The sequence below is a fragment of the Streptomyces sp. NPDC101225 genome, from assembly GCF_044767585.1.
Lineage (GTDB): Bacteria > Actinomycetota > Actinomycetes > Streptomycetales > Streptomycetaceae > Streptomyces.
On the sequence record NZ_JBIWOE010000028.1, the window covers coordinates 19234 to 43933 of the forward strand.

Consider the following 24700-nt stretch of genomic DNA (forward strand, 5'->3'; position numbering starts at 1 on the left):
GTACGGATCCGGCGGCCCCCAACCCATCCGGAGATCCACCCACTTGACCCTGACACCCGCCCCCTAGGGGATGGGGGGATATCCCCACCATCGGGTGTCACGGCCTCGTGGCCAAACGGCGGGCGTCAGGGCGAGGCGATCGTCGCGATGACGGCGATGATCACGAAGATGGCGAGGAACGAGCCGAAGACGAGCAGCATCTTCTTCTGGCCGTTCTGCGGGTTCGGGTCGAGCACTGGCATGCGGCAAGTCTCCCACCCCGCGTGCGTGGCGGTGCGGCGGGGGTGAGCGACGCGCACCGCCGCACGTCCGGGGGCTCAGGCGGCCGCCTCGTCCTCCACGGTGCGGTTGCGCCCCGCCAGGACGCCGACCAGCATCTGCGGGATCAGCAGGGCGGTCATGAGGGCGATCGGCAGGCTCCAGCCGCCGCTGTGCTGGTACAGGACGCCCACCAGGAGCGGGCCGGGGATGGAGAGCAGGTAGCCGGTGCTCTGCGCGAAGCCGGACAGCTGGGCCACGCCCGCGCTGGTCCGGGCCCGCATGCCGACCATCGTCAGTGCCAGCGGGAACGAGCAGTTGGAGATGCCGAGCAGTACGGCCCACGCCCAGGAGCCGGCCGCGGGGGCGAAGTAGAGACCGCCGTAGCCCGCGAGGCCGCAGGCCCCGAGCGCGACCACGATCGGCCCCTGGTGGGGCAGCCTGGTGGCGAGGCGCGGGATGACGAAGGCCAGCGGCACACCCATCACCATCGTGACGGCCAGCAGCAGCCCGGCCGTGCCCGCGGGAACACCCGCGTCCCGGAAGATCTGCGCCATCCAGCCCATCGTGATGTAGGCGCCGGTGGCCTGGAGCCCGAAGTAGACGGCAAGCGCCCAGGCGGTGCGGCTGCGGGTGATCCGCAGCGCGGGCGTCTGCACGCGCGCGTGCCGGGGCGGCGCGGTCTCCTCCGCAGCGGGGGCGGGTCCGGCCTCCCGCTGCCTGACGAAGGGGATCCACGGCAGGACGGCCACCGCCGCGAGGACCGACCAGATCGCGAGGCCGGACTGCCAACTGCCGCCCAGTGCCTCGGTCATGGGCACGGTCACCGCCGCCGCGGCCGCGGTGCCGAGGGCGAGGGCCATCGAGTAGAGGCCGGTCATGGAGCCGACCCGGTCCGGGAACCAGCGCTTGACGATGACCGGCATCAGGACGTTGCTGACCGCGATGCCCATCAGGGTGAGCGCGCTGGCGGCCAGGAATCCGGCCGTGCTGTGCGTGTACGGCCGTACCAGCAGGCCCGCGCCGATGGCGACGGTGCCCACGCAGACCACGGCGGCCGGACCGAAGCGGCGTGCCAGACGCGGGGCCGTGACGCCGAAGACGGCGAAGCAGAGCGGGGGCACGGAGGTGAGCAGCCCGGCCACGCTGCCGCTCATGCCGAGCCCGTCGCGGACCTCCTCCAGGAGCGCGCCCAGGCTGGTGATGGCGGGGCGGAGGTTCAGGGCGGTGAGGACGATGCCGACCACGAGCAGGCGCGTCGCCCACGCGCGCGTGGCGGGCCCCGCGGTCGTCGGCGCCTGTGGGGTGCGTATCTGCTGGGACGTGATCGTCCTGGATTCCTCGCGTGCCATGCCGCCCATCATAGAATCATGGGATGATTGGTTGTCCATCCCCGGTCCGTCCGTGCCGGGTACCCCCGTGCGAAGGTGTGCCATGCCCTTGAGCCACCCCCGTCGCTCCGCGCTGTCCGAGCAGGTCATCGCCGCGCTGCGGCATGAGATCACCTCGGGCGAGTGGCCCGTCGGCTCGCGCATCCCCACCGAGCCGGAACTGGTCGAGCAGCTCGGCGTCGCCCGGAACACGGTGCGTGAGGCCGTCCGCGCGCTCGCGCACAACGGCCTGCTGGACATCCGCCAGGGCTCGGGCACGTACATCGTGGCGACCAGTGAGCTGGCGGGCGTGATGCACCGCCGCTTCGCCGAGGCGGATCCGCGGCACATCGCCGAGCTGCGCTCCACGCTGGAGTCGGCCGCAGCCAGGCTGGCCGCCGGGCGGCGCACCGAGAAGGACCTCAAGCAGCTGGACGCGCTGCTGGTGCGGCGCGAGGAGGCCTGGGAGTCGGGCGACACGGAGGCGTTCGTCACGGCGGACGCGACCTTCCACCTGGCGGTCGTGGCGGCGTCCCACAACGACGTGATGACCGCGATGTACGCGGACCTCGGCGAGGTGCTGCGCGACTGGCTGCGCGAGGACGTGGGCGAGGCGCTGACGCCGGAGACGTACATGGAGCACACGCGCCTGGTCGACGCGATCCGCACGGGCGACGCCGAGGCGGCGGGCGGGGCGGCGGCCAGCTATCCGTTCCTGTGCCGTCCCGGGCGGTTCACCGTCTCCGGTGACTGATCCACACCGAGCGGACCTCCTGCCAGCACCGCCCGGTGAGCCGTACGGTCATCGCGGGCCCGGTGTCGACCGGCGTGCCGTCGGTGTCGAGGTCCCACCACCGCGCGCACTCGACATGCAGGCTGACGGCGTCCGTCTGCGGATAGGGATTGTGGCAGTACGCGGTCACGTGCGAGCCGGTGATCCTGGTGCGGCACTCCGCCCCGAAGAGCTGCGGGGAGGGCGGCTTCCCGGGCTGCACGCGCGTGTGGGGCACCGCCTCGTACGGCAGGGGCATCACGAGGGCTACGGCAACGGTCGCTGAGGCCAGGCTGCGGAACAGACGCACAAGGGGACCTCCTCGGCCGTGCTCGGGAGGGAATCACGTGCGGAACACCTCGTCCAGAGTGCCCGGTTGAGACCTCGCCCCGCCCGGCCGGGTAGGCCGAACGGGTGATACGCCGAGGGCGCGCACCCCACGGGACGCGCGCCCTCGATCGCCGTCGTACGGCGGTGTCCGGGATCAGGCGCCGATGGCGTGCAGACCGCCGTCCACGTGGACGATCTCGCCGGTGGTCTTCGGGAACCAGTCGCTCAGCAGCGCGACGATGCCCTTGCCGGCCGGCTCCGGGTCCTTGAGGTCCCACTCCAGCGGGGAGCGGCTGTCCCACACCGCGGCCAGGTCGCTGAAGCCCGGGATGGACTTGGCGGCCATCGAGCCGATCGGGCCCGCCGAGACGAGGTTGCAGCGGATGTTCTGCTTGCCCAGGTCACGGGCGAGGTAGCGGCTCGTGGCCTCCAGGGCGGCCTTGGCCGGGCCCATCCAGTCGTACTGCGGCCAGGCGTACTGGGCGTCGAAGGTGAGGCCCACGACCGAGCCGCCGTTCTGCATCAGCGGCAGGCAGGCCATGGTGAGCGACTTCAGGGAGTACGCCGAGACGTGCATGGCCGTGGCGACCGACTCGAACGGCGTGTTCAGGAAGTTGCCGCCGAGCGCGTCCTGCGGCGCGAAGCCGATGGAGTGCACGACGCCGTCGAGGCCGCCGAGCTCCTCGCCGACGATGTCGGCCAGGCGGCCGAGGTGCTCGTCGTCGGTGACGTCGAGCTCGACGACCTTGGTGGGCCTGGGGAGCTTCTTGGCGATGCGCTCGGTCAGCGTGGGCCGCGGGAACGCGGTCAGGATGATCTCGGCGCCCTGCTCCTGGGCCAGCTTGGCGGCGTGGAAGGCGATGGAGGACTCCATCAGCACACCGGTGATCAGGACGCGCTTGCCCTCGAGGATTCCGCTCATGGTGATCAGTGACCCATTCCCAGTCCGCCGTCTACGGGGATGACGGCTCCAGTGATGTACGAGGCGTCGTCGGAGGCGAGGAACCGCACCGTCGCGGCCACCTCCTCGGGCTGCGCGTACCGGCCGAGCGGCACCTGCGACACGATGTTGGCGCGCTGCTCGTCGGTCAGCACCTTGGTCATGTCGGTGTCGACGAAGCCCGGCGCGACGACGTTGAAGGTGATGTTGCGCGAGCCCAGCTCGCGGGCGAGGGAGCGCGCGAAGCCGACGAGACCGGCCTTGGACGCGGCGTAGTTGGCCTGGCCGGGGCCGCCGAACAGCCCGACGACCGACGAGATGAGCACGACGCGGCCCTTCTTGGCGCGCAGCATGCCGCGATTGGCGCGCTTGACCACCCGGAAGGTGCCGGTGAGGTTGGTGTCGAGGACGGACGTGAAGTCCTCCTCGGACATACGCATCAGGAGCTGGTCCTTGGTGATGCCCGCGTTGGCGATCAGGACCTCGACCGGGCCGTGCTCGGCCTCGATCTCCTTGTAGGCCTGCTCCACCTGCTCGGTGTCGGTGATGTCGCACTTGACCGAGAGGAAGCCGGCCGGCGGCTCTCCCGAGCGGTATGTGATGGCGACCTTGTCGCCGGCGTCGGCGAATGCGCGGGCGATGGCGAGGCCGATGCCCCGGTTGCCTCCGGTGACGAGAACCGAGCGGCTCAACGGATCACCCTTTCGATAGCGGTCTGATGCCTCCGCCCGAACACCTGGATGACAGGCGGCTTCCTCGAAAACCTATCGGTCCGGGACGTCGTGCGGACAATCGGGCACCGACAGTGGCGTACGGGACTCGCTGTCGGGTCCCTACAGAAAGTTCGCCGTACCGGACCGAAACCTGTGGTCCGCCGGGCGGCCGCACGACATGATCGGAGCAGCCACAGGTCACGACGGGTCACGACAGCAAGGAGAGACCTCGGTGCCTCATTCCATCGACGAAGCCTTCACGGCGCTTCCTCTACGCGCCCTCGCCGACGCGGCGCTGGCACGCGCGCGTGCGCTGGGCGCCGAGCACGCGGACTTCCGCTTCGAGCGGGTGCGCAACGCCTCCTGGCGGTTCCGGGACGCCAAGCCCGCCGGTTCGTCGGACACCACCGACCTCGGGTACGCGGTGCGGGTCGTGCACGGCGGCACCTGGGGCTTCGCGTCGGGCGTGGACCTGAGCCTCGACGCCGCCGCCAAGGTCGCCTCGCAGGCGGTGGCGATGGCCAGGCTCTCCGCCCAGGTGATCAAGGCGGCCGGATCGGACGAGCGGGTGGAGCTCGCCGCCGAGCCCGTGCACGCCGACCGGACCTGGATCTCGTCGTACGAGATCGATCCGTTCACCGTGCCCGACGAGGAGAAGTCGGCGCTGCTGGCGGACTGGAGCGCGCGGCTGCTCGCAGCGAACGGCGTGGACCACGTCGACGCCTCGCTGCTCACCGTGCACGAGAACAAGTTCTATGCCGACACCGCGGGGACCGTGACGACGCAGCAGCGGGTACGGCTGCACCCGCAGCTGACGGCCGTGTCGGTCGACGAGTCCAGCGGCGAGTTCGACTCGATGCGGACGATCGCGCCGCCGGCCGGGCGCGGCTGGGAGTACCTCACCGGCACCGGCTGGGACTGGGAGGGCGAGCTGGAGCGGATCCCGGAGCTGCTCGCCGAGAAGATGCGGGCGCCCAGCGTCGAGTCGGGCCTGTACGACCTGGTCGTCGACCCGTCCAACCTGTGGCTGACCATCCACGAGTCCATCGGGCACGCCACCGAGCTGGACCGCGCGCTCGGCTACGAGGCCGCCTACGCCGGCACCTCCTTCGCCACCTTCGACCAGCTCGGCAAGCTGCGGTACGGCTCGGAGCTGATGAACGTCACGGGTGACCGCACCGCCGAGCACGGCCTCGCGACGGTCGGCTACGACGACGAGGGCGTCGCGGGCCAGTCCTGGGACCTGGTGAAGGACGGCACGCTCGTCGGCTACCAGCTGGACCGGCGGATCGCGAGACTGACCGGCTTCGAGCGCTCCAACGGCTGCGCCTTCGCGGACTCCCCCGGTCACGTCCCCGTGCAGCGCATGGCCAACGTGTCGCTCCAGCCGGATCCGGCGGGCCTGTCGACCGAGGACCTGATCGGCGGGGTCGACCGCGGCATCTACGTCGTCGGGGACCGCTCCTGGTCCATCGACATGCAGCGCTACAACTTCCAGTTCACCGGCCAGCGCTTCTTCCGGATCGAGAACGGCCGGATCACCGGGCAGCTGCGGGACGTCGCGTACCAGGCGACGACCACCGACTTCTGGGGCTCGATGGCCGCGGTCGGCGGCCCGCAGACCTATGTCCTCGGGGGCGCCTTCAACTGCGGCAAGGCCCAGCCGGGCCAGGTCGCCGCCGTCTCGCACGGCTGCCCCGCCGCGCTCTTCAAGGGCGTCAACATCCTCAACACCACGCAGGAGGCCGGCCGATGAGCGTCAGTGCAGGACTCGGCCGGGGGTCCGGGGGTTGTCCCCCGGAACAGCACAGTCTCAACACCACGCAGGAGGCCGGTCGATGAGCGCGCGTAGCAGCAGGCCGCACGAGGTCGTCGAGCGGGCCCTGGAGCTGTCCACCGCCGACGGCTGCGTCGTCATCGCCGACGAGCAGTCCACCGCCAACCTGCGCTGGGCCGGCAACACGCTCACCACGAACGGCGTCACCCGCGGGCGTACGCTCACGGTCGTCGCGACCGTCGACGGCGCGCAGGGCACGGCCTCCGGTGTCGTCTCACGCTCGGCCGTGACCATGGAGGAGCTGGAGCCCCTGGTCCGCGCCGCCGAGGCCGCCGCGCGCGGAGCGGGTCCCGCCGAGGACGCGCAGCCCCTGGTGACGGGCGTGGCGCAGGCGCCGGACTTCACCGACGCGCCCGCCGAGACCAGCTCCGCCGTGTTCGCCGACTTCGCCCCGGCGCTCGGCGAGGCGTTCGCACGCGCGCGTGCGGGCGGCCGCGAGCTGTACGGCTTCGCCAACCACGAGCTGGTGACGAGCTACGTGGGGACGTCGACAGGGCTGCGGCTGCGCCACGACCAGCCCAACGGGACGCTGGAACTGAACGCCAAGTCGCCGGACCGCACCCGTTCGGCGTGGGCGGGTCGCTCCACGCGGGACTTCAAGGACGTCGACCCCGCGGCGCTCGACGCGGAGCTCGCGGTGCGCCTGGGCTGGGCCGAGCGGCACATCGACCTGCCGGCCGGGCGGTACGAGACGCTGCTGCCGCCGACGGCCGTCGCGGACCTGCTGATCTACCAGCTGTGGTCGGCGTCGGGCCGGGACGCGGCCGAGGGGCGCACGGTGTTCTCCCGGCCGGGCGGCGGCACGCGCGTGGGCGACCGGCTCAGCGAGCTGCCGCTGACCCTGCGCAGCGACCCGAACGAGCCGGGCCTGGAGTCGGCGCCCTTCGTGATCGCGCACTCCTCGGGCGGCGACCAGTCGGTCTTCGACAACGGCCTGCCGCTCGCGGCCACCGACTGGGTGCGCGAGGGCGAGCTGACGCACCTGACCACCAGCCGGCACAGCGCCGGCCTGACCGGTCTGCCCGTCGCCCCCGCGATCGACAACCTCGTCCTGACCGGCGGCGAGGACCGCTCCCTCGACGAGATGGTCGCGAACACCGAACGCGGGCTGCTGCTGACCTGCCTGTGGTACATCCGCGAGGTCGACCCGGCGACGCTGCTGCTGACGGGCCTGACCCGGGACGGCGTGTACCTCGTCGAGAACGGCGAGGTGACCGGTGAGGTCAACAACTTCCGCTTCAACGAGTCGCCGGTCGACCTGCTCGGACGGGCGAACGAGGCCGGGCGCACGGAAAAGACGCTGCCGCGGGAATGGGGCGACTGGTTCACTAGGGCTGCGATGCCCGCGCTACGGGTGCCCGACTTCAACATGAGCTCTGTCAGTCGGGGCGTATAACCTCGTAGCCGGTGGTCGCGCGACCACCCGAAGATCATCAAGGAGATACGAGAACCGTGACGGACATCGTCGACGAACTGAAGTGGCGCGGGCTGATCGCCCTCTCCACTGACGAGGACGCATTGCGCAAGGCGTTCGCGGACGGTCCCGTCACGTTCTATTGCGGCTTCGACCCGACCGCGCCCAGCCTGCACCTCGGCAACCTCGTGCAGATCCTGACGATGCGCCGCATCCAGCAGGCCGGGAACCGGCCGCTGGGCCTGGTCGGGGGCGCCACCGGCCTGATCGGTGACCCCAAGCCCAACTCCGAGCGCACGCTCAACGCCCCCGAGGTCGTGGCCCAGTGGGTCGAGCGGCTGCGGGGGCAGATCGCCCCGCTGCTGGACTTCGAGGGTCCGAACGCCGCGGTCATGGTGAACAACCTGGACTGGACGCAGGGCCTGTCGGCCATCGAGTTCCTGCGGGACGTCGGCAAGCACTTCCGCGTGAACAAGATGATCGCGAAGGAGGCCGTCGCCCGGCGCCTGGAGTCCCAGGAGGGCATCAGCTACACCGAGTTCAGCTACCAGATCCTGCAGGGCATGGACTTCCTGCAGCTGTACCGGCGGTACGGCTGCACCCTGCAGACCGGCGGCAGCGACCAGTGGGGCAACCTCACCTCGGGCACCGACCTGATCCACAAGGTCGAGCCCGACGCGGTGGTGCACGCGCTGGGCACACCGCTGATCACCAAGGCCGACGGCACCAAGTTCGGCAAGACGGAGTCCGGCACGGTCTGGCTCGACCCCGAGATGACCACGCCGTACGCCTTCTACCAGTTCTGGCTGAACGCGGACGACCGGGACGTCTCCAAGTTCCTGCGCATCTTCAGCTTCCGGTCCCACGCGGAGATCGAGGAGCTGGAGCAGCAGACCGCGGAGCGTCCGCAGGCCCGTGCCGCGCAGCGCGCGCTGGCGGAGGAGCTGACCACGCTGGTGCACGGCGCCGGCCAGACGGCCGCCGTCGTCGCCGCGTCCAAGGCGCTGTTCGGTCAGGGCGAGCTGGCGGAGCTGGACGAGAAGACGCTGGCCGCGTCCCTGTCCGAGCTGCCGCACGTCCAGGTCACCGAGCTGGGCCCGGTCGTCGACCTGTTCGCCGAGGTCGGGCTGGTGGCCAGCAAGTCGGCCGCGCGGCGGACCGTGAAGGAGGGCGGGGCCTACGTGAACAACGCGAAGGTCGCCGCCGAGGACGCCGTGCCCGCCAAGGAGGAGCTGCTGCACGGGCGGTGGCTGGTGCTGCGCCGGGGCAAGAAGAACCTGGCCGCGGTCGAGGTGACCGGGGCGTAGGCGCCACAAAGCGGCCTCATGGGTGCGGGACCGCGTGTCGACGCGGGTCCGCACCCTTTCCGGTGCTCAGGCGCGTTGCTGTTTGCGCTTGCCCAGCGTCGCCATGTACATCATGTCGACCACGAAGACGATGACGACCGCGGCCACCAGCTGGAAGGCGTGCCGGCTCCAGTCGATGCCCGGGGTCGACTCGACGCCGACGGCGCGGGCGATCGCGTTGCCCACGATCGCGCCGAGCATGCCGCAGATGGTGGTGAGCCAGAGGGGGCTGTGCTGCTTGCCGGGAATGATCGCCTTGGCGATCAGCCCCAGTACGAATCCCACGATGATCGCCCACAACCAGCCCATGGCTGCCTCCTCGTACGGCTCGACGTGAGCACTACGCCCAGTGTCGGCCCGTGCACCGTACGGCGCATGTCGGGTGCGGCCGTACGCGCTACGGCTGAGAGCGTCCGCCCAGGCAGGAGATGCCCCGGTCTCGTAGGCGGCGCAGGCGCGGCGTACCGTGGGACGTGTCCGAAGTCGTCCCTCGACCGGGGGCGGACCGGGTACGGGGACGGGGAGAGTCCGATGCGGGCGGATGGTGGAATCTGATGCGGAAGCAGCATGGCGACGGCAACGGCCAGGTGTTCCGGATCACCGGCGCCCGGACGAGCCTGGACGAGGACGTACGCGGGCGCCAGCGCAGGTACGTGATCTCGATGTCCATCCGTACGCTGGCGGTGATCCTCGCGGCCTCGCTGTGGAACATCGAACGGTATGTGGCGGTCGTGGCGTTGGTGCTCGGGCTGGTCCTCCCCTACGTCGCCGTGGTGATCGCGAACGCGGGACGGGAGAACGCGCCGTCGCTGCCGTCGTCGTTCCTCGGCGTCCCCACGCGTCCGATGATTGCGCCGCCGCGGGCGGACGACCGTGCCTCGGAACCGGTCGCGGACGATGTCGTGTCCGAGCCCGCGCCGGGGGTCGGGAGCGAGCCGCGCGACCGGGCGTGATCACGGGGGGCGCCGCGCAGACACGCGCGGGCCCCGCGGCAAGCTCAAGAAATGCTCAGATCAATCATGTTGTTCCAGTGCCGGGCGACGGGCTACCCGTGACATACTTCCTAAGCGCTCCGCATCCCCCGTCGGAGCGACAGACCGACGCCGGGCAGCTCCCCCCGTGGCTGCTCGGCGTCGCCTTGTCTGCCGTACGTGTGAGACGAAATCCGTGAGTGACGAAACCCCCATCTGTTCCGCCAAGGGCTGCCGTGCCGATGCTGTCTGGGTACTGGCCTGGAACAATCCCAAGATCCACACGCCGGAGCGGCGGAAGACGTGGCTGGCCTGCGACGAGCACCGGGAGCATCTGTCGCAGTTCCTCGGGGTCCGTGGGTTCCTGAAGGACGTCGTCCTGCTGAGGGAGTGGGAGTCCTCCGCGGGGTCCTAGGCCCTGCTGCGCGAGTCCTCAGCCGCCGATCGCCGACATGGGGCGGTCCGGCTGGAGGAACGAGGGGTCGTCCAGGCCCGAACCGGCCTTCTTGCCCCACATGGCCAGACGCCAGATGCGGGCGATCTCCTCGTCGGGGGCGTCGGAGCGCAGGGCGGCGCGCAGGTCCGTCTCCTCCGTCGCGAACAGGCAGGTGCGTATCTGGCCGTCCGCGGTGAGGCGGGTGCGGTCGCAGGCCGCGCAGAACGGGCGGGTGACGGAGGCGATGACGCCGACGCGGTGCGGGCCGCCGTCCACGATCCAGCGCTCGGCGGGGGCCGAGCCACGCTCCTGGGAGCCCTCCGGGGCCAGCTCGAAGCGGGTGCGCAGGCTGGCGAGGATGTCGCCCGCGGTGACCATGCCCTCGCGCTTCCAGCCGTGCTGCGCGTCCAGGGGCATCTGCTCGATGAAGCGCAGTTCGTAGTCGTGCTCCACGGCCCAGGCGAGGAGGTCGGGGGCCTCGTCCTCGTTCAGCCCCGGCATCAGGACGGAGTTGACCTTGACCGGGGTCAGCTCCGCGGCGCGGGCCGCCTCGAGACCGTCGAGGACGTCCTTGTGCCGGTCCCGGCGGGTGAGGGTCTTGAAGACGTCCGGGCGCAGGGTGTCCAGCGAGACGTTCACCCGGTCCAGGCCGGCCGCCTTCAGCGCCGCCGCCGTGCGCTTGAGGCCGATGCCGTTGGTCGTCAGGGACATCCGGGGCCGGTTCTCCAGCCCGGCGACCCGCTCGACGATGCCGACCAGGCCCGGGCGGAGCAGGGGCTCGCCGCCGGTGAAGCGGACCTCCTTGATGCCCAGCGAGGTGACGGCGATGCCGATCAGGCGGACGATCTCGTCGTCGGTGAGCAGGTCCGGCTTGGCCAGCCACTGCAGCCCCTCTTCCGGCATGCAGTACGTGCACCGCAGGTTGCACCGGTCGGTCAGCGAGACCCTCAGGTCGGTGGCCACTCGGCCGTAGGTGTCGATAAGCACGTGGCCCCTCCCTCGTAGCGGATCGATACCCGGCAATCATTTCCCGTCACGTGTGAGCCTACGTGACACGACTGACAACGACATCGGCCCGATCCGACGAGGTACGCCACGGCCGCGTCGTAGAGATCTACGACGCGGCCGCTCGGGGGACGTTTCCGGCTGGTGGTCAGTGGGCGCCGGTGCCGGTCAGGGACCGGACCTCCAGCTCCGCGTACTTGCCGGCGTCCGGCTCCTCCTTGGACAGGTAGGTGCCGATGACGCCCAGCAGGAAGCCGACCGGGATGGAGACGATGCCGGGGTTCTCCAGCGGGAACCAGTGGAAGTCGACGTCGGGGAACATCGACGTCTCCTTGCCGGAGACCACCGTCGAGAACAGCACCAGGCCGACCGCGGTGACCAGGCCGCCGTAGATCGACCACAGCGCTCCGGAGGTGGTGAACCGCTTCCAGAAGAGGCTGTAGAGGATGGTCGGCAGGTTGGCGGAGGCGGCGACCGCGAACGCGAGGGCGACCAGTCCGGCCACGTTCAGGTCGCGGGCCAGGGCGCCGAGCACGATGGAGACGGCGCCGATGCCGACCGTGGCCCAGCGGGCCGCCCGCAGCTCCTGCTTCTCGCTCGCCTCGCCCTTCTTGATGACGTTCACGTAGATGTCGTGGGCGAACGACGAGGACGAGGCCAGGGTCAGTCCGGCGACGACCGCGAGGATCGTGGCGAAGGCGACCGCGGAGATGGAGGCGAGCAGGATCGCGCCCCAGTTGGAGTCGACGCCGCCCAGATGCAGCGCCAGCAGAGGGGCGGCCGTGTTGCCCGCCTTGTTGGAGCCGATGATCTCGTCCGGCTTGATGAGCGCCGCTGCGCCGAAGCCCAGCGCCAGCGTCATCAGGTAGAAGGCGCCGATGAGGCCGATCGCCCAGTTGACGGACTTACGGGCGGCCTTGGCCGTGGGCACGGTGTAGAAGCGGATCAGGATGTGCGGCAGGCCCGCGGTGCCGAGGACCAGGGCGATGCCCAGGGAGATGAAGTCAAGTTTCGAGGTCGAGGTCAGGCCGTACTTCAGGCCGGGCTCCAGGAACGCCGATCCCTTGCCGCTGTTGTCGGCGGCCGAGCCGAGCAGGTCGGAGATGTTGAAGTGGAACTTCAGCAGCACCAGGAAGGTCAGCAGCAGGGCGCCGACGATCAGCAGGACGGCCTTGACCATCTGGACCCAGGTGGTGCCCTTCATGCCGCCGATGGTGACGTAGACGATCATCAGGACGCCGACCAGGGCCACGATGCCGATCTTGCCGCCGTCGCTGGTGATGCCCAGCAGCAGCGAGACCAGGACGCCGGCGCCCGCCATCTGCGCGAGCAGGTAGAAGATCGACACGACGATCGTGGAGGTGCCGGCCGCCGTGCGGACGGGGCGCTGGCGCATCCGGTAGGCGAGGACGTCGCCCATCGTGTAGCGGCCCGAGTTGCGCAGTGGCTCGGCGACCAGGAGCAGGGCCACCAGCCAGGCGACCAGGAAGCCGATGGAGTACAGGAAGCCGTCGTACCCGGCGAGCGCGATCGCGCCGGCGATGCCGAGGAAGGACGCCGCGGACATGTAGTCGCCGGAGACCGCGAGGCCGTTCTGGAAGGCGGTGAACTGCCGTCCGCCGGCGTAGAAGTCGGCCGCGTCCTTGGTCTGGCGGCCGGCCCACACGGTGATGACGAGGGTCGCGACGACGAACACCGAGAACAGGGTGATGATCAGCGGCCGGTGCTCGCTCGCTTCTCCGGCCGCCAGCAGGGTGCTCTGAACGGGGCTCATGCGCCGCCCTCCATACGGGACTTGACGGCCTCGGCCTTGGGGTCGAGCTTCGCGGCGGCGTGCCGCGAGTACCACCAGGCGATGAGGAACGTGGTGAGGAACTGGGCGAGGCCCAGCACGAGGGCGACGTTGACGTTGCCGAACAGCTTGGTGCCCATGAAGTCGCCCGCGTAGTTCGACAACAGGACGTAGAGCAGGTACCAGGCGATGAAGGCGATGGTCAGCGGGAAGGCGAAGGAGCGGTAGGAGCGGCGCAGTTCACCGAACTCCGCGCCCTCCTGCTCCGCGACGAACTCCTCGGTGGAAGGTAGCCGGGCTTGGGTTTTCGAGGGGGGCGGTGTCTCGGTGGCCACGGAGTCTCCTCGCGTTGCGGGTGCGGTGGTGACGGGGATCGGGGGCGAGTGTCCATGTGCTCCCTGCTCAAGGTCACGGCGCCACGCGATGGCGGGTTCAACTCGCTTGACCAGTTTTCGAACTCGTCTTGGGCAGCTCATTGCTGACCAGCGCCTTCGGGGGTTAGTTTCTGGCCTGCACCGCCCGTCATGTACCTGCCCGAATGCCACCGTGTCTCGGGCGGTTCCGTTTCCGGATGATGTGGAGACCCCATGGCTCATCTGCGTTCCAGACGCCGGCTCGCCCTCGCCGTACCGGTCGTGCTGTCCCTGACGGCCTCGCTCGGCTTCCTGCCGGCGGCGGCGCAGGCCGCCCCGTACGTGGAGTCCACGGCACAGGCGGCAGACGCGGGAACCTACGCGTACCTCGTCAACACGAGGACGGACCGTCACACCATCGCGTCGGTGAAGAAGGCGATCGCGGCCGACGGCGGCAGCGTCGTCGTCGCGTACGAGAAGATCGGCGTCATCGTCGCGCATTCGGCGAACCCCGATTTCGCCGCGAAGATACGCAAGGTACGCGGCGTGCAGTCGGCGGGCGCCTCGCGCACCTCGCCGGTGACCGCGGCCGGGACGACGGACGAGGGAGCGGTCCAGTACCTCTCCAAGGCCGAGGCCGCGAAGCTCACCGGGACGTCGGCGACCGGCCAGGAGCCGCTCGAGGCCGACCAGTGGGACCTCAGGGCGATCGGCGCCGACAAGGCGTCGCGGATCGACCCGGGCAGCAGGAGGGTGACCGTCGGCGTCATCGACACCGGCGTGGACGACACCCACCCGGACATCGCGCCCAACTTCTCCGCCTCGCAGTCCGCGAACTGCGTGAGCGGCAAGGCCGACACGACGTACGGCGCCTGGCGGCCGGTGGACGCCGACCACTACCACGGCACGCATGTGGCGGGCGAGATCGCCGCGGCCCGCAACGGCATCGGTGTCGCGGGCGTCGCCCCGGGCGTGAAGGTCGCGAGCATCACGGTGGCGCAGCCGGACGCGAACCAGCTGTTCTACCCGGAGAGCGTCGTGTGCGCCTTCGTGTTCGCCGCCGATCACGGCATCGAGGTCACCAACAACAGCTACTACGTCGACCCGTGGCTGTACAACTGCATGGACGACCCCGATCAACGCGCCATCGTGGACGCGGTCAACAGGGCCCAGTTGTACGCCCAGCGCAAGGGCACGCTCAATGTCGCCTCGGCGGGCAACTCCAACGACGACCTCGACTCGCACGCCCTCGTCGACGCCTCCAGCCCCGACGACTCGACGGCGGTGACCCGGACGGTCGACCCGCACGAGTGCTTCGACGTGCCGACCCAGCTGCCAGGTGTCGTCACGGTCAGCGCGACGGGCGTCACGAAGGCCAAGTCGTACTACTCCAGCTACGGCGACCACGTCATCGACGTCGCGGCGCCCGGCGGCGACAAGTACCAGGTGCCGGACACCCCGTCGCAGAACGGCCGCATCCTGTCCACGCTGCCGAACAACCAGTACGGCTTCCTGCAGGGCACCTCGATGGCCTCGCCGCACGTCGCGGCCGTCGCGGCGCTGCTGAAGTCGAGGCACCCGCACGCCACCCCGGCGCAGCTGCAGGTGCTCCTCAAGGCGCAGGCCGACAACCCGGGCTGCCCGACGGCCCCGTACGACGGCAACGGCGACGGCGTCGTCGACGCGACCTGCGTGGGCGGCAAGCGCGTCAACGGCTTCTACGGATTCGGCATCGTGAACGCGTTGCGCGCGGTGCGGTAGAGGGCGCGGCACGGACCGCACCGGTGAGGCGAGGGGCCGGACGGAGCACATCCGTCCGGCCCCGTCGTGTCGGTCGCCCCGTCCGGCTCAGCATGGTTCACACCTCTCCACATATTGATTGAATCAATAATGCATCGTGCTGTCATGATGGAAATCAAGACGGCATGGACGGAGCTGGGCGGCGATCCCGCCCTGGCCGCGCGGGCCTCCACCGTCGCCCGCCGGGGAGCACTCGAATCACGCCTTCCCGTGCGGGAGCTGGCGCGGGCGTGTGTCGGAGCCTGTGCGCTGGCCGCCGCCGAGCTGGCGGTGCGGCGGGACGGGCTCGCCGAGGTGCCCGGGGTGCTGGTGGACGACGGTGCCGTCGCCACGGCCTTCCACAGTGAGCGGAACCTGCTGGTGGACGGGCGGCAGCCGGTCACCTTCGCGCCGTTGTCGCGGCTGTGGCGGACGGCCGACGGGTGGGTACGGACCCACGCCAACTACCCGCACCACCGCGCCCGGTTGCTGGACGTGCTGGGCGTGCCCGAGGACGTGACCGCCGTCGAGGCGGCCCTGGCCGAGCGGTCCTCTCGGGAGATCGAGGAGGCCGTGTACGCGGCCGGCGGGCTGGCCGTGGCGTTGCGGACACCCGAGGAGTGGGCCTCGCACGAGCAGGCGCTCGCCGTGGCCGCGCGGCCCCTGGTGGAGCGCGAGCGGCTGGACGCCGCGCCCGCGCGCGTCCTCGCGCCTCTCGACGGCACTCCGCGGCTGCCCGCCGCGGGCCTTCGGGTCCTGGACCTCACGCGGGTGCTCGCGGGCCCGGTCGCCACCCGCACGCTCGCCCTGCTGGGCGCGGACGTGCTGCGCGTGGACCCGCCGCACCTGCCCGAACTGCCCGACCAGCACGCCGACACGGGGTTCGGGAAGCGCTCCGCGACCGTCGACCTCACGGTCGCCGGGCGCACCTTCGAGGACCTCCTGGAGAGCGCGGACGTGCTCGTCACCGGCTATCGGCCCGGCGCGCTGGACCGGTTCGGGCTGTCGCCGCGGGCGCTCGCCGAGCGGCGGCCCGGCCTGGTGGTGGCCCAGGTGTCGGCCTGGGGCGGGTACGGGCCGTGGGGTGACCGGCGGGGCTTCGACAGCCTGGTGCAGGTGGCCTCGGGGATCGCCGTCACCGAGGGCTCGGCGGAGCGGCCGGGTGCGCTGCCCGCGCAGGCGCTCGACCACGGCACGGGCTACCTGCTGGCCGCCGCCGTGCTGCGAGCGGTCACCGAGCAGTCGTACGACGGCGGCAGCAGGCTCGTGCGGCTGGCGCTGGCGCGGACGGCCCAGTGGCTCGTCGGCGGCCTCGACGCCGGGACGGCGAGCCCCGGGGATGCCGCGTACGACGGTCCCGGTCCCTGGCTGGCCGAACGGGACAGCGCGCTGGGACGGTTGCGGTACGCCCTGCCGCCGGTGTCCTTCGCGGGCGGGCCCGCCGACTGGGCGCGGCCGCCGGTCGTCTGGGGCACGGATTCCGCGCGATGGCGCCGAACCGGGCCCGCCGATCCGCCGTAGCGGCCCGGCCGCCGTCGCCGACGAGCCGCCCGGGACCGATGGGCCGCCCGGGGCCGCCGAGTCGCGGCGCGACCGAAAACAGACCCGTGGGCGGAATGCCGGACCGCCAGTTGTTCTGGTTCACTTGCCCGGTTCCGCGACGGCCGGTGAAGATCTCGAGGTGACGTTGACCAGACCCACGGCCGGGGCGGCCGGCGCGAGCGGGCCGATACGGCGTCCCGGAACCGTCCGGGCCGTGGCCGTCCTCGTCCTGGTGGCGCTGGCGGCGCTGATCCCCCTGCTCGCCCCGTCCGCCGCCCTGCACGGCACCGGCGAGGCCGCCGCACCCGGCGTGGGCGGCATCGCGCTGCTGCGGGCGGTGCTGTTCGCCGCGCTGTGCGTCCCGGTGGGCGAGCTGTTCGTCGACCGCCTGGCCCGGACGCTGCCCGGCGCCCCGGCGCCCCGCAGCTGGGCGCCGTACGCGGCCGGCGCCGGTGTGCTGGCGGCACTGGGGCTGGCCTCGGTCGTGTCCACCGGCAACCTGGTGCCGCACAGCCTCGCCCAGGTCGACGTCGGCGGCCTGTACGACTCCCGGGACGGCAAGCTGGCGCTGGTCGAGGTGAACGCCTTCCTCGCGGCCGGCCTGTGCGCCCGCTCGCGCCGCCCGGCGACCCAGGTGTGGCCCCTGGCCGCGGTGATCGTGGCGGAGGCGCTGCGCGCGCACGCCGCCCCCGAGCACGCCCCGCTCCTCGGGTCGGGGCTGACGCTGGTCCACCTGACGTGTGCCGCCCTGTGGACGGGCGGCCTGCTGCACGTGCTGCGGACCCTCCGCCGCTGGGGCCCATCGGAGGCGGGAGCCGCCCTGCTGGGGCTCTACGCGCGCGCGGCGGCCGTGCTGCTCGGCGCCATCACCGCGACGGGGGTGTGGAGTTCGCTGCGCCGGATGCCGGCGCACACCGTCCTCGACCAGCTGACGGGGACGGCGTACGGGCGCGTCCTGCTCGCCAAGGTGATCCTCGTGGCCGGCGTCGCCCTGCTCGCCCTGTGGGCGCGCGTGCGCCTGCGCCGGGCCGCCGACCCGCTGACCGCCTGCTCCCCCGCGCGCGCGGAGGTCGCCGTGCTGGGCGTGGTGGTCACGGTGTCGGGGCTGCTGACGGCGCTGCCGCTGCCGATCAGATGGTGAGCGTCAGCTGGTCACCAGCACCTTGAGCGCGGTGCGCTCGTCCATCGCCTTGTAGCCGTCCGGGACGCCTTCCAGAGCGACCGTCATGTCGAAGACCGGCGAGGCGTCGACCGTGCCGTCCAGGACGTCCGGCAGCAGTTCCGGGATGTAGGCGCGGACCGGGGCGACGCCGCCGCGCAGCGCGATGTTCCGGTCGAACATGACGCTGAGATCGAGACCGGTGCCGCTGCCGTGCGGCACGCCGACGAAGCCGATCGCTCCGCCGTCGCGGGTGATGCCGACCGCCGTACGCATGGACTGCTCGGTGCCGACGGCCTCGACGACCGCGTGCGCACCCTGTCCGCGGGTGAGTTCCCGCACGGCCGCGACGGCCGCGTCCCCGCGCTCGGCGACGACGTCCGTGGCGCCGAAGCGGCGCGCGATGTCCGTACGGACCTGGTGACGGCCGAGGGCGATGATCCGCTCCGCGCCGAGCCGCCGGGCGGCGAGCACCGCGCACAGGCCGACCGCTCCGTCACCGACGACGGCGACCGTGGCACCCGGGCGCGTTCCCGCGCCGAGGGCGGCGTGGTGGCCGGTGCCGAGGACGTCGGAGAGGGTCAGCAGGGAGGACAGCAGGTGATCGTCGGACGCGGCCTCCTTGGGGAGCCGTACGAGGGTGCCGTCGGCGAAGGGCACGCGCACGGCCTCGCCCTGGCCGCCGTCGTGTCCCACGGACCCCCAGAAGCCGCCGTGCTCGCAGGAGGTGGTCAGGCCCTCGCGGCAGTAGTCGCAGACGCCGTCGGACCACATGAAGGGCGCGACGACGAGGTCGCCGCGGCGCACCGTGCCCACCTCGGAGCCGGTCTCCTCGACGACCCCGAGGAACTCGTGCCCGATCCGCTGGCCCGGCTGCCGGGCCGCCTCGCCCCGGTACGCCCACAGGTCGCTGCCGCAGATGCAGGCGCGCAGCACCCGCACCACGGCGTCGGTGGGCAGCTGCGCCACGGGCTCGGGCACGTCCTCCACGCGCATGTCGTAGGGGGCGTGGATGGTGGTGGCGCGCATGGCGAGGGTCCTTCTCGTGCTGTGTTCATGGGCGCGCTCAGGGGTGGCGAGCGCACTTCACCGTACGCCGCCGCCCGTGCGGGCCGCGCGGCGAGGGCGCCCGGACCTGCGGGAACCGTGGCGCGGCGGGTGCGGGCCCGGTCCCGCGGAGGCAGCGGGCCGGCTCGTCACGCGGCGGCGGTTCCCCCGGCGGCGGACGGCTCCGCGACCGCGGCCGGCCGCGTCACCGGTGCCGGCCGCCAGCCCGGTCCGCGCAGGACCCGTCCGGCCCGCTCGCCCCAACTCCCTGCCGCCCGTACATCGTTGACGATGGATACGTACTCGTGGGTGGCCACCGTGATCGGATTGAACGTGTTGATGTTCTTGGTCAACCCGTAGACGGGCCGCTCATCCTCGGCCGCGAACGAGCCGAACACCCGGTCCCAGACGATGAGGATGCCGCCGAAGTTGCGGTCCAGGTAGCCGCCCTGGGAGGCGTGGTGGACGCGGTGGTGGGACGGCGTGTTGAGGGCGAACTCGAACCAGCGCGGCATCTTGTCGATCCGCTCGGTGTGGATCCAGAACTGGTAGACGAGGTTCACCGAGGAGCAGAACGCGAGGGCGGCCGGGTGCACGCCGGCGGCGATCAGCGGGACGTAGAACGGCCAGGACCACGCAGAGCCGTACGCCTAGACGCCTACGGCCCCCAGCAGGGCTCCGGCCGCGTACGTGACGCCCATGGCGAGGGCTCCGCCGACCGCGTTGCGCACGATGGCCGGCCGCGGCTTCGCGGCGCCCAGGCGTGCGCTGCTCCAGCCCGTGAGGGCGAGGGCCGCCAGCACCGACACCACCGTGACCGCGAGCCGCAGGCCCGGTGGCGGCAGCACGATCGCCAGCAGCGGCAGCAGCGCCCCCACGGTGAAGGACAGGAAGCTCGCCCACGCCGCGTGCCAGGGGTTGGTCAGCTCGTCGGGATCGATGCCGAGCTCCACGCGCGCGTGCGCCCTGAGCGCGTCCCGTTCCGTCAGCTGCTCGGCCGCCTCGCGCGCCACCTCGCGCGACATCCCCCGCTGTTCGAGCAGTCCGGTCAGTTCCTCCAGCTCGGCCTCCGGCTCCTCGCGCAGCTCCCGCCGCTCCAGGGCGAGTGCGGCCCGCTCCGAGTCCCGCTGGGTGGAGACGGACACGTACTCGCCCGCGGCCATCGACATCGAGCCGGCCAGCAGACCGGCGAGCCCGGCGGTGAGCAGCGCGGACCGGTCGTCGGTCGCGCCCGCCACGCCCACGACGAGGCCCGCCGTGGAGACGATGCCGTCGTTCGCGCCGAGCACGGCCGCCCGCAGCCAGTTGAGGCGCTGCCCCAGCGCGCCACCGTGTGCCTCGTCGTGCGTAGGTTCCGTCACACCCGGGAGGATGCCACCGCGGGCGTCACCAGACCCGCACCGACGCTCCCCGTGCGAACGCCGGGCTGGTCGCGTCCGCCGGCGGCCTCTCCAGCGGACGCGCGACCTCCGCCACCGTCGGGCCCACCTTGGCCGCGATCGGGTCCAGCAGGTCCAGGTCGAAGCCGTAGACGCGGGCCGCGTTCCCGCCGATCATGGCGGCGACCTCGTCGCGCGGCACGCCCGCGTAGGCGGCGCGCAGGCCCTCCCTGGAGTACGGGTAGGTCCCCTCGTCGTGCGGGTAGTCGCTGCCCCACATGATCCGGCCGACGCCGATGCGGTCGCGCAGGGGCACCTCGTGAGGGCGCATGAAGCTGGCGCCGACGAAGCAGTTCTCGTGCCACACCTCGGACGGCGGCCTGCCCATGCCGGCGGCCAGGCCCGCCCCGAACCTGGACTCGGCGGTGGTCGCCCGGGTCGCGGCCGCCACCAGGCGCCCGTGGTAGTAGTCCAGCATGTCGAGCACCCCGGGGATCCAGCCCGAGCCCTGCTCGGTCAGCACCAGCTTCAGGCCGGGGTGGCGGCGGAACGCGCCGCCGAAGACCAGGTGCCACAGGGCGCGGTGGGAGAACCAGGTCGTCTCGACCATGAAGACGGCGCGGGCCGCCGGTTCGTCGCCCAGCGGCGGGGAGGCCGAGCCCGCGTGGTGGTTCACCGGGACGTCCAGCTCCTCGCAGACCGCCCAGATGGGGTCGTACACCTGCGAGTGGAGCTCGGGCAGGCCGCAGCCGGGGGGTGTGCCGGGCAGCATCAGGCCGCCCTTGAGGCCCGCGCCGGCCGCCCACCTGATCTCCTCGACCGCCGCGTCCACGTCGTTGAGCAGGATCTGGAAGACGCCCGCCCGGCGGCCCGGTGCCGCCGCGCAGAAGTCCGCGAGCCAGCGGTTGTGGGCGCGCAGGCCCGCCCAGCGGCGCGCGAACTCCCCGGCGGTGGGGGCGGGCGCCATCAGGGAGCCGGAGGGGAAGAACGGCGGGATCGTGTTCGGGAACACGACCTCCGCGACGATGCCGTCCTCCTCCAGCTCCGCCACCCGGCGCCCGGAGTTCCAGTTCTTGTCGGCCGTGTCGGCGAGCAGGTCCTCGTACGGATTGACGTACGTCGCCGCCCAGACGTCGAAGTCGTCGTGGTACCGCTTCTCCAGGTACGGCCGGTAGTCCAGCAGGTCGGCTCCGGCGTGGCAGTCGGCCGAGACGACCGTGTAGCGGTCGCTCACCGCGTCACCCCCAGCGTCGGGAAGTCGTGGCCGGTCAGCCAGTGCCGGCCCACCTCGCGCGAGCGCGCCCAGGACGCCGCCACGGCCGCCTGGTCGTCGGGCTGGCCGAGGTCGGCCGGGGTGGGTCCGATACGGCGGGCCAGCGGGCCCAGCCTGTCCACGTCGAAGCCGAAGACCTCCGCGGCCGCCGTGCCCAGGATGCGGCGGGTCTCGGCCACGGGGATGTCGTGGAAGGTGCGCCGCAGCCACGCGCGTGTGTCGGGCCAGGTGCCCTCGGGGTGCGGGAAGTCGCTGCCCCAGAGGATGTTGCCGACGCCGATCTCGTAGCGCTGGGCCAGTTCGCGGCGCTTGGTGTTGGTCGCGCAGATGAAGATCTGGCGGTCCAGGTACTCGTGCGGCGGGCGCCTGAGCTCCTGGAACGGGGAGAGCTTCTTGCCGCCGTGCGCGCCCAGGTAGAGGCGGTCCATGAACCACAGCAGGTTCGGCAGCCACCAGCAACCCGACTCCGCCACACCGAACTTGAGGCCCGGATGGCGCTCGAGGACGCCGGACCACAGGAGGAACCAGAGCGGACGCGCGGGCCACCAGGTGACCTCGGAGACGTAGATGCCCAGGTGGTCGCCGTACTCGTGGCGCGGGGCGGCGCCCGAGTGCGTCACCACCGGCAGCGCGCACTCGGCGGCCGCCGCCCACACCGGCTCGTAGCGGCGGTCGTGGTAGGGCTCCTTGTCGACCCACATGGACGGGATCATCAAGGCGCCCAGTCCGGACTCCCTGGCGCGGTGCACCTCGGCGACGACGCGGTCCGTGTCGGCCGTGACCGGCAGCAGGGCGACCCCGCAGTGCCGTTCGGGGTGCTGCGAGACGAAGTCCGCCAGCCAGCGGTTGTGCGCCTGCGCGCCCGCCATGCCCAGCTCCGGGTCCTGGTCGCCGGACAGGCCGAGGCCGACCCCGAAGGGAGCGGCGGTCCGGCTGTCGACGGCGTCCGCGTCGGGGAAGACCACCTCGGCCGCGACCCCGTCGCCGTCGAGCTCCTTGAGCCGCTGCGCCGCGTCCCAGCCCCCGCGCAGCCCTTCCTCGTTGTCCTGGAACCACTTCGCCGCGAACGCCTCGTTGCGGATGCCGAGCCGTGTCATCTCCTCGCGGCGGCGGTCGCGGCCGGCGAGGAAGTCGTCGAAGTCCCGGTGGAAGCGCGCGTCCAGATAGGGCCGGTACTCCTCGGTGGGCAGCCCGGCGTGGCAGTCGGAGGAGATGATCAGGTACGGGTCCTGCGGGTCCTGGCCGGTCACGCGATCCCCCTGTCAGTCCAGGATGAAGCTCTCGAGATACGACGGGTTGGTGCGGTCGAGCATCGAGCGGGCCCGCGCGCGGATCTGGGCGTCGCTGTGCTCGCTCGGCGGCAGCAGCCAGAAGCGGCCGGCGCGGACGCCCTCGACGACGAGGTCCGCGACCTCCTCCACGGGCGTGAAGCGCACCTCCCGCCCCGCCTCGCGCATCGCGCTCTCCCACTGGCCGAGGCTGCGGTACGGCGTCCGGCGCGGCCGTTCCTTGGCGTAGCGCGCGGGCCGGTTGCGGTGCGACTCCCACAGGCCGGTGCGCAGCATGTGCGGTCCGGGAAAGAGCACGGACGCGCCCACGCGCGCGTGCTCGGCCCGCAGATGGGCGTAGAGGGACTCGGTCATCGTCACGACGGCCGCCTTGGTGACGGCGTAGACGGAGGCGGTGGGCAGCGGGGCGATGCCGCCGTCGCCGGAGGACGTGTTGACGACATGACCGGGTTGACCCGACCCGATCATCCGTGGCACGAACGCCTGGACACCGTGGAAGACACCCCACACGTTGACGGAGAACGCCCACTTCCAGTCGTTCGGCTCGTGCTCCCACATCCGGCCCTCGGCGCCCGAGCCGACCCCGGCGTTGTTGCACAGGACATGGACGGCGCCGTAGGTGTCGTACGCCGACTCGGCGAGATCCAGGACCTGTTGGCGCTCCCCGACGTCCACCACGCGCGTGTGCACGTCGGCGCCCTCGGCGCGCAGGCCGGAGGCGGCCTTGTCCAGTGCGTCCCGCTCGACGTCCGCGAGGACGACCTTCAGCCCCTCGGCCGCGAACCGCCGGGCCATCGCGAGCCCGATCCCGCTCGCGGCGCCGGTGACGACGGCGACCTGCCCGGCCCGCAGCTCCATCAGGCGCTCCCCTCGGGCGGTGCGTCGTGGACCTGCCGCGGATCGTCGTAGCGCTGGTGGACGTAGGGCAGCAGGGCCTCGGCGCCGACCCGTTCGACGACCCTGCCCCGCTGGTCGCCGGTCTTCTCGCCGACGGTGATGTCGACCAGCCGGCGGACCGGGAGGTCGGCGACCGGGTCGTACCCGGACTCGCGCAGGACGACGTCCCCGGTGACGCGCTCCAGCCTGCGCACCCTCTCGTGGCGCAGACAGTGCACGAGCACCGGGTCGGCGTCGAAGCCCGAACCGTCCACCGCGGGCAGGAACTTGAAGTAGAAGTCGGTCTTGCGGCTCGGTCCCGGCAGCGGCAGTTCGCCGTCCACCGCGCCGCGCACCTCGACGAAGGAGATGCCGTGCCGGGCCATCCACGCGTGCACGACGGGCCCGTCCCGCTCGACCGCCACCTCGCCCAGCTTCTTCGGCTCCCCGAAGACCTCGCGGCCGCCGGTCAGGGCCCGCTCGTGGGTCATCGGCATGACGAGCGGATACCAGCCGTCCACGCCCGCGTGGCGCGCGGCGACCGCGAACGAGCCCGCTCCGAGGGGGTGTCCGGTCAGCTCGACCGTGCTGATGTTCACCCGGACCAGTGGCCTGCCGGTGGGTTCGAGCGGCGGTGGCAGGACCGCGGCGAGTGCGTCCGGGTCGGTCTCCCACCGGGCCACGACCCCGGTGGACCAGATGTCGCGAAGCCGTGCGCTCGCCGTGCGCGCGGCGGCGATCTCCGCCTCGGTCCGTGCGCCGTACCGTACGCGTGCCATACGCCGTACCGTCCTTCCGCCGGGGGTCACACGCCGGGCG

24 protein-coding genes and 1 pseudogene are annotated in these 24700 nt (G+C 71.9%); 9 read left to right on the forward strand and 16 right to left on the reverse strand.

Features of this window, described 5'->3' with window-relative positions:
- Positions 1-125 precede the first annotated feature (125 nt).
- On the reverse strand, positions 126-242 hold the full coding sequence (locus ACIRPX_RS31260; protein WP_097262240.1) for an SGM_5486 family transporter-associated protein: 117 nt from the start codon (positions 240-242) through the stop codon (positions 126-128).
- A gap of 75 nt (positions 243-317) precedes the next feature.
- Positions 318-1622 carry a CynX/NimT family MFS transporter gene (locus ACIRPX_RS31265; protein WP_404201500.1) on the reverse strand — a complete coding sequence of 435 codons (1305 nt, stop codon included), beginning with the start codon at positions 1620-1622 and terminating at the stop codon, positions 318-320.
- A 70-nt stretch (positions 1623-1692) separates the two neighbouring features.
- Between ACIRPX_RS31265 and ACIRPX_RS31270 the strand changes: the two genes are divergently transcribed.
- Entirely contained in the window at positions 1693-2382 is a 690-nt protein-coding gene (locus ACIRPX_RS31270) for a FadR/GntR family transcriptional regulator (protein ID WP_404201502.1), read from the forward strand.
- On the opposite strand, the gene ACIRPX_RS31275 is transcribed toward ACIRPX_RS31270, so the two are convergent.
- The 3 genes from ACIRPX_RS31275 to fabG form a co-directional block, all read right to left on the reverse strand.
- A complete protein-coding gene (locus tag ACIRPX_RS31275; protein ID WP_404201504.1) occupies positions 2363-2710 on the reverse strand; it encodes a hypothetical protein in 348 nt (115 codons plus the stop codon). The two genes, ACIRPX_RS31270 and ACIRPX_RS31275, sit on opposite strands and share 20 nt — an antisense overlap.
- Positions 2711-2884: 174 nt before the next feature.
- On the reverse strand, positions 2885-3652 hold the full coding sequence (gene fabI / locus ACIRPX_RS31280; protein ID WP_404201506.1) for an enoyl-ACP reductase FabI: 768 nt from the start codon (positions 3650-3652) through the stop codon (positions 2885-2887).
- Between the two features lie 5 nt (positions 3653-3657).
- Positions 3658-4362, reverse strand: a complete 705-nt coding sequence (gene fabG / locus ACIRPX_RS31285; RefSeq protein ID WP_384266368.1) for a 3-oxoacyl-[acyl-carrier-protein] reductase — start codon at positions 4360-4362, stop codon at positions 3658-3660.
- Between the two features lie 253 nt (positions 4363-4615).
- Between fabG and ACIRPX_RS31290 the strand changes: the two genes are divergently transcribed.
- The 3 genes from ACIRPX_RS31290 to tyrS all read left to right on the forward strand — a co-directional run bounded on the left by ACIRPX_RS31290 (position 4616) and on the right by tyrS (position 8941).
- Positions 4616-6139, forward strand: a complete 1524-nt coding sequence (locus tag ACIRPX_RS31290) for a TldD/PmbA family protein (protein WP_404201508.1) — start codon at positions 4616-4618, stop codon at positions 6137-6139.
- Positions 6140-6221: 82 nt separating this feature from the next.
- Positions 6222-7616, forward strand: a complete 1395-nt coding sequence (locus ACIRPX_RS31295) for a metallopeptidase TldD-related protein (RefSeq protein WP_404201510.1) — start codon at positions 6222-6224, stop codon at positions 7614-7616.
- Positions 7617-7672: 56 nt separating this feature from the next.
- Entirely contained in the window at positions 7673-8941 is a 1269-nt protein-coding gene (tyrS, locus tag ACIRPX_RS31300; protein WP_404201512.1) for a tyrosine--tRNA ligase, read from the forward strand.
- Between the two features lie 66 nt (positions 8942-9007).
- Here tyrS and ACIRPX_RS31305 read toward each other — a convergent pair whose 3' ends face one another.
- Positions 9008-9289, reverse strand: coding sequence for a GlsB/YeaQ/YmgE family stress response membrane protein (locus ACIRPX_RS31305; RefSeq protein WP_404201514.1), 282 nt, complete (start codon positions 9287-9289; stop codon positions 9008-9010).
- Positions 9290-9534: 245 nt separating this feature from the next.
- Here ACIRPX_RS31305 and ACIRPX_RS31310 point away from each other — a divergent pair, with 245 nt between their 5' ends.
- The gene (locus tag ACIRPX_RS31310) at positions 9535-9933 is read left to right on the forward strand and encodes a DUF3099 domain-containing protein (RefSeq protein WP_404201516.1); all 399 of its coding nucleotides are present in this window, start codon (positions 9535-9537) and stop codon (positions 9931-9933) included.
- A 214-nt stretch (positions 9934-10147) separates the two neighbouring features.
- A complete protein-coding gene (locus tag ACIRPX_RS31315) occupies positions 10148-10366 on the forward strand; it encodes a hypothetical protein (protein WP_404201518.1) in 219 nt (72 codons plus the stop codon).
- Between the two features lie 18 nt (positions 10367-10384).
- Here the strand turns inward: ACIRPX_RS31315 and moaA are convergent, their stop codons facing one another.
- The 3 genes from moaA to ACIRPX_RS31330 all read right to left on the reverse strand — a co-directional run bounded on the left by moaA (position 10385) and on the right by ACIRPX_RS31330 (position 13519).
- On the reverse strand, positions 10385-11374 hold the full coding sequence (gene moaA / locus ACIRPX_RS31320) for a GTP 3',8-cyclase MoaA (protein WP_404201520.1): 990 nt from the start codon (positions 11372-11374) through the stop codon (positions 10385-10387).
- Between the two features lie 166 nt (positions 11375-11540).
- Positions 11541-13166: a cation acetate symporter gene (locus tag ACIRPX_RS31325; RefSeq protein WP_404201522.1), complete on the reverse strand. Its 1626-nt coding sequence runs from the start codon at positions 13164-13166 to the stop codon at positions 11541-11543.
- Positions 13163-13519, reverse strand: coding sequence for a DUF485 domain-containing protein (locus tag ACIRPX_RS31330; RefSeq protein WP_404201524.1), 357 nt, complete (start codon positions 13517-13519; stop codon positions 13163-13165). The genes ACIRPX_RS31325 and ACIRPX_RS31330 overlap by 4 nt, the downstream gene beginning before the upstream one ends.
- 252 nt (positions 13520-13771) lie before the next feature.
- On the opposite strand from ACIRPX_RS31330, the gene ACIRPX_RS31335 reads away from it, so the two are divergent.
- The 3 genes from ACIRPX_RS31335 to ACIRPX_RS31345 all read left to right on the forward strand — a co-directional run bounded on the left by ACIRPX_RS31335 (position 13772) and on the right by ACIRPX_RS31345 (position 17999).
- The gene (locus ACIRPX_RS31335; RefSeq protein ID WP_404201526.1) at positions 13772-15298 is read left to right on the forward strand and encodes a S8 family peptidase; all 1527 of its coding nucleotides are present in this window, start codon (positions 13772-13774) and stop codon (positions 15296-15298) included.
- Between the two features lie 144 nt (positions 15299-15442).
- On the forward strand, positions 15443-16837 hold the full coding sequence (locus tag ACIRPX_RS31340; RefSeq protein WP_404201528.1) for a CoA transferase: 1395 nt from the start codon (positions 15443-15445) through the stop codon (positions 16835-16837).
- A 160-nt stretch (positions 16838-16997) separates the two neighbouring features.
- Positions 16998-17999: a CopD family protein gene (locus ACIRPX_RS31345; RefSeq protein ID WP_404201530.1), complete on the forward strand. Its 1002-nt coding sequence runs from the start codon at positions 16998-17000 to the stop codon at positions 17997-17999.
- Between the two features lie 3 nt (positions 18000-18002).
- On the opposite strand, the gene ACIRPX_RS31350 is transcribed toward ACIRPX_RS31345, so the two are convergent.
- From ACIRPX_RS31350 to ACIRPX_RS31380, 7 genes and pseudogenes are all read right to left on the reverse strand, one after another.
- Positions 18003-19046, reverse strand: coding sequence for a zinc-dependent alcohol dehydrogenase family protein (locus ACIRPX_RS31350; protein WP_404201532.1), 1044 nt, complete (start codon positions 19044-19046; stop codon positions 18003-18005).
- 167 nt (positions 19047-19213) lie between these two features.
- Positions 19214-19693, reverse strand: a pseudogene (locus ACIRPX_RS31355) (sterol desaturase family protein); the annotation flags it as partial.
- 21 nt (positions 19694-19714) lie between these two features.
- The gene (locus ACIRPX_RS31360) at positions 19715-20425 is read right to left on the reverse strand and encodes a VIT family protein (protein WP_404201534.1); all 711 of its coding nucleotides are present in this window, start codon (positions 20423-20425) and stop codon (positions 19715-19717) included.
- A 25-nt stretch (positions 20426-20450) separates the two neighbouring features.
- Complete coding sequence (locus tag ACIRPX_RS31365; protein ID WP_404201536.1) at positions 20451-21677, reverse strand: amidohydrolase family protein; 1227 nt, start codon at positions 21675-21677, stop codon at positions 20451-20453.
- The gene (locus ACIRPX_RS31370; protein ID WP_404201538.1) at positions 21674-22966 is read right to left on the reverse strand and encodes an amidohydrolase family protein; all 1293 of its coding nucleotides are present in this window, start codon (positions 22964-22966) and stop codon (positions 21674-21676) included. The genes ACIRPX_RS31365 and ACIRPX_RS31370 overlap by 4 nt, the downstream gene beginning before the upstream one ends.
- Positions 22967-22978: 12 nt before the next feature.
- The gene (locus ACIRPX_RS31375; RefSeq protein ID WP_404201540.1) at positions 22979-23863 is read right to left on the reverse strand and encodes an SDR family NAD(P)-dependent oxidoreductase; all 885 of its coding nucleotides are present in this window, start codon (positions 23861-23863) and stop codon (positions 22979-22981) included.
- Positions 23863-24660: an acetoacetate decarboxylase family protein gene (locus ACIRPX_RS31380; RefSeq protein ID WP_404201542.1), complete on the reverse strand. Its 798-nt coding sequence runs from the start codon at positions 24658-24660 to the stop codon at positions 23863-23865. Before ACIRPX_RS31380 ends, ACIRPX_RS31375 begins: the two co-directional genes overlap by 1 nt.
- Positions 24661-24700: the final 40 nt, after the last annotated feature.

Coding starts and splice junctions, on each gene's coding strand:
- ACIRPX_RS31260 (WP_097262240.1), bottom strand. CDS start 242: ATGCCAGTGCTCGACCCGAACCCGCAGAACGGCCAGAAGAAGATGCTG.
- ACIRPX_RS31265 (WP_404201500.1), bottom strand. CDS start 1,622: ATGATGGGCGGCATGGCACGCGAGGAATCCAGGACGATCACGTCCCAG.
- ACIRPX_RS31270 (WP_404201502.1), top strand. CDS start 1,693: ATGCCCTTGAGCCACCCCCGTCGCTCCGCGCTGTCCGAGCAGGTCATC.
- fabI (WP_404201506.1), bottom strand. CDS start 3,652: ATGAGCGGAATCCTCGAGGGCAAGCGCGTCCTGATCACCGGTGTGCTG.
- ACIRPX_RS31295 (WP_404201510.1), top strand. CDS start 6,222: ATGAGCGCGCGTAGCAGCAGGCCGCACGAGGTCGTCGAGCGGGCCCTG.
- ACIRPX_RS31305 (WP_404201514.1), bottom strand. CDS start 9,289: ATGGGCTGGTTGTGGGCGATCATCGTGGGATTCGTACTGGGGCTGATC.
- ACIRPX_RS31310 (WP_404201516.1), top strand. CDS start 9,535: ATGCGGAAGCAGCATGGCGACGGCAACGGCCAGGTGTTCCGGATCACC.
- ACIRPX_RS31325 (WP_404201522.1), bottom strand. CDS start 13,166: ATGAGCCCCGTTCAGAGCACCCTGCTGGCGGCCGGAGAAGCGAGCGAG.
- ACIRPX_RS31335 (WP_404201526.1), top strand. CDS start 13,772: ATGGCTCATCTGCGTTCCAGACGCCGGCTCGCCCTCGCCGTACCGGTC.
- ACIRPX_RS31340 (WP_404201528.1), top strand. CDS start 15,443: ATGATGGAAATCAAGACGGCATGGACGGAGCTGGGCGGCGATCCCGCC.
- ACIRPX_RS31350 (WP_404201532.1), bottom strand. CDS start 19,046: ATGCGCGCCACCACCATCCACGCCCCCTACGACATGCGCGTGGAGGAC.
- ACIRPX_RS31375 (WP_404201540.1), bottom strand. CDS start 23,863: ATGGAGCTGCGGGCCGGGCAGGTCGCCGTCGTCACCGGCGCCGCGAGC.
- ACIRPX_RS31380 (WP_404201542.1), bottom strand. CDS start 24,660: ATGGCACGCGTACGGTACGGCGCACGGACCGAGGCGGAGATCGCCGCC.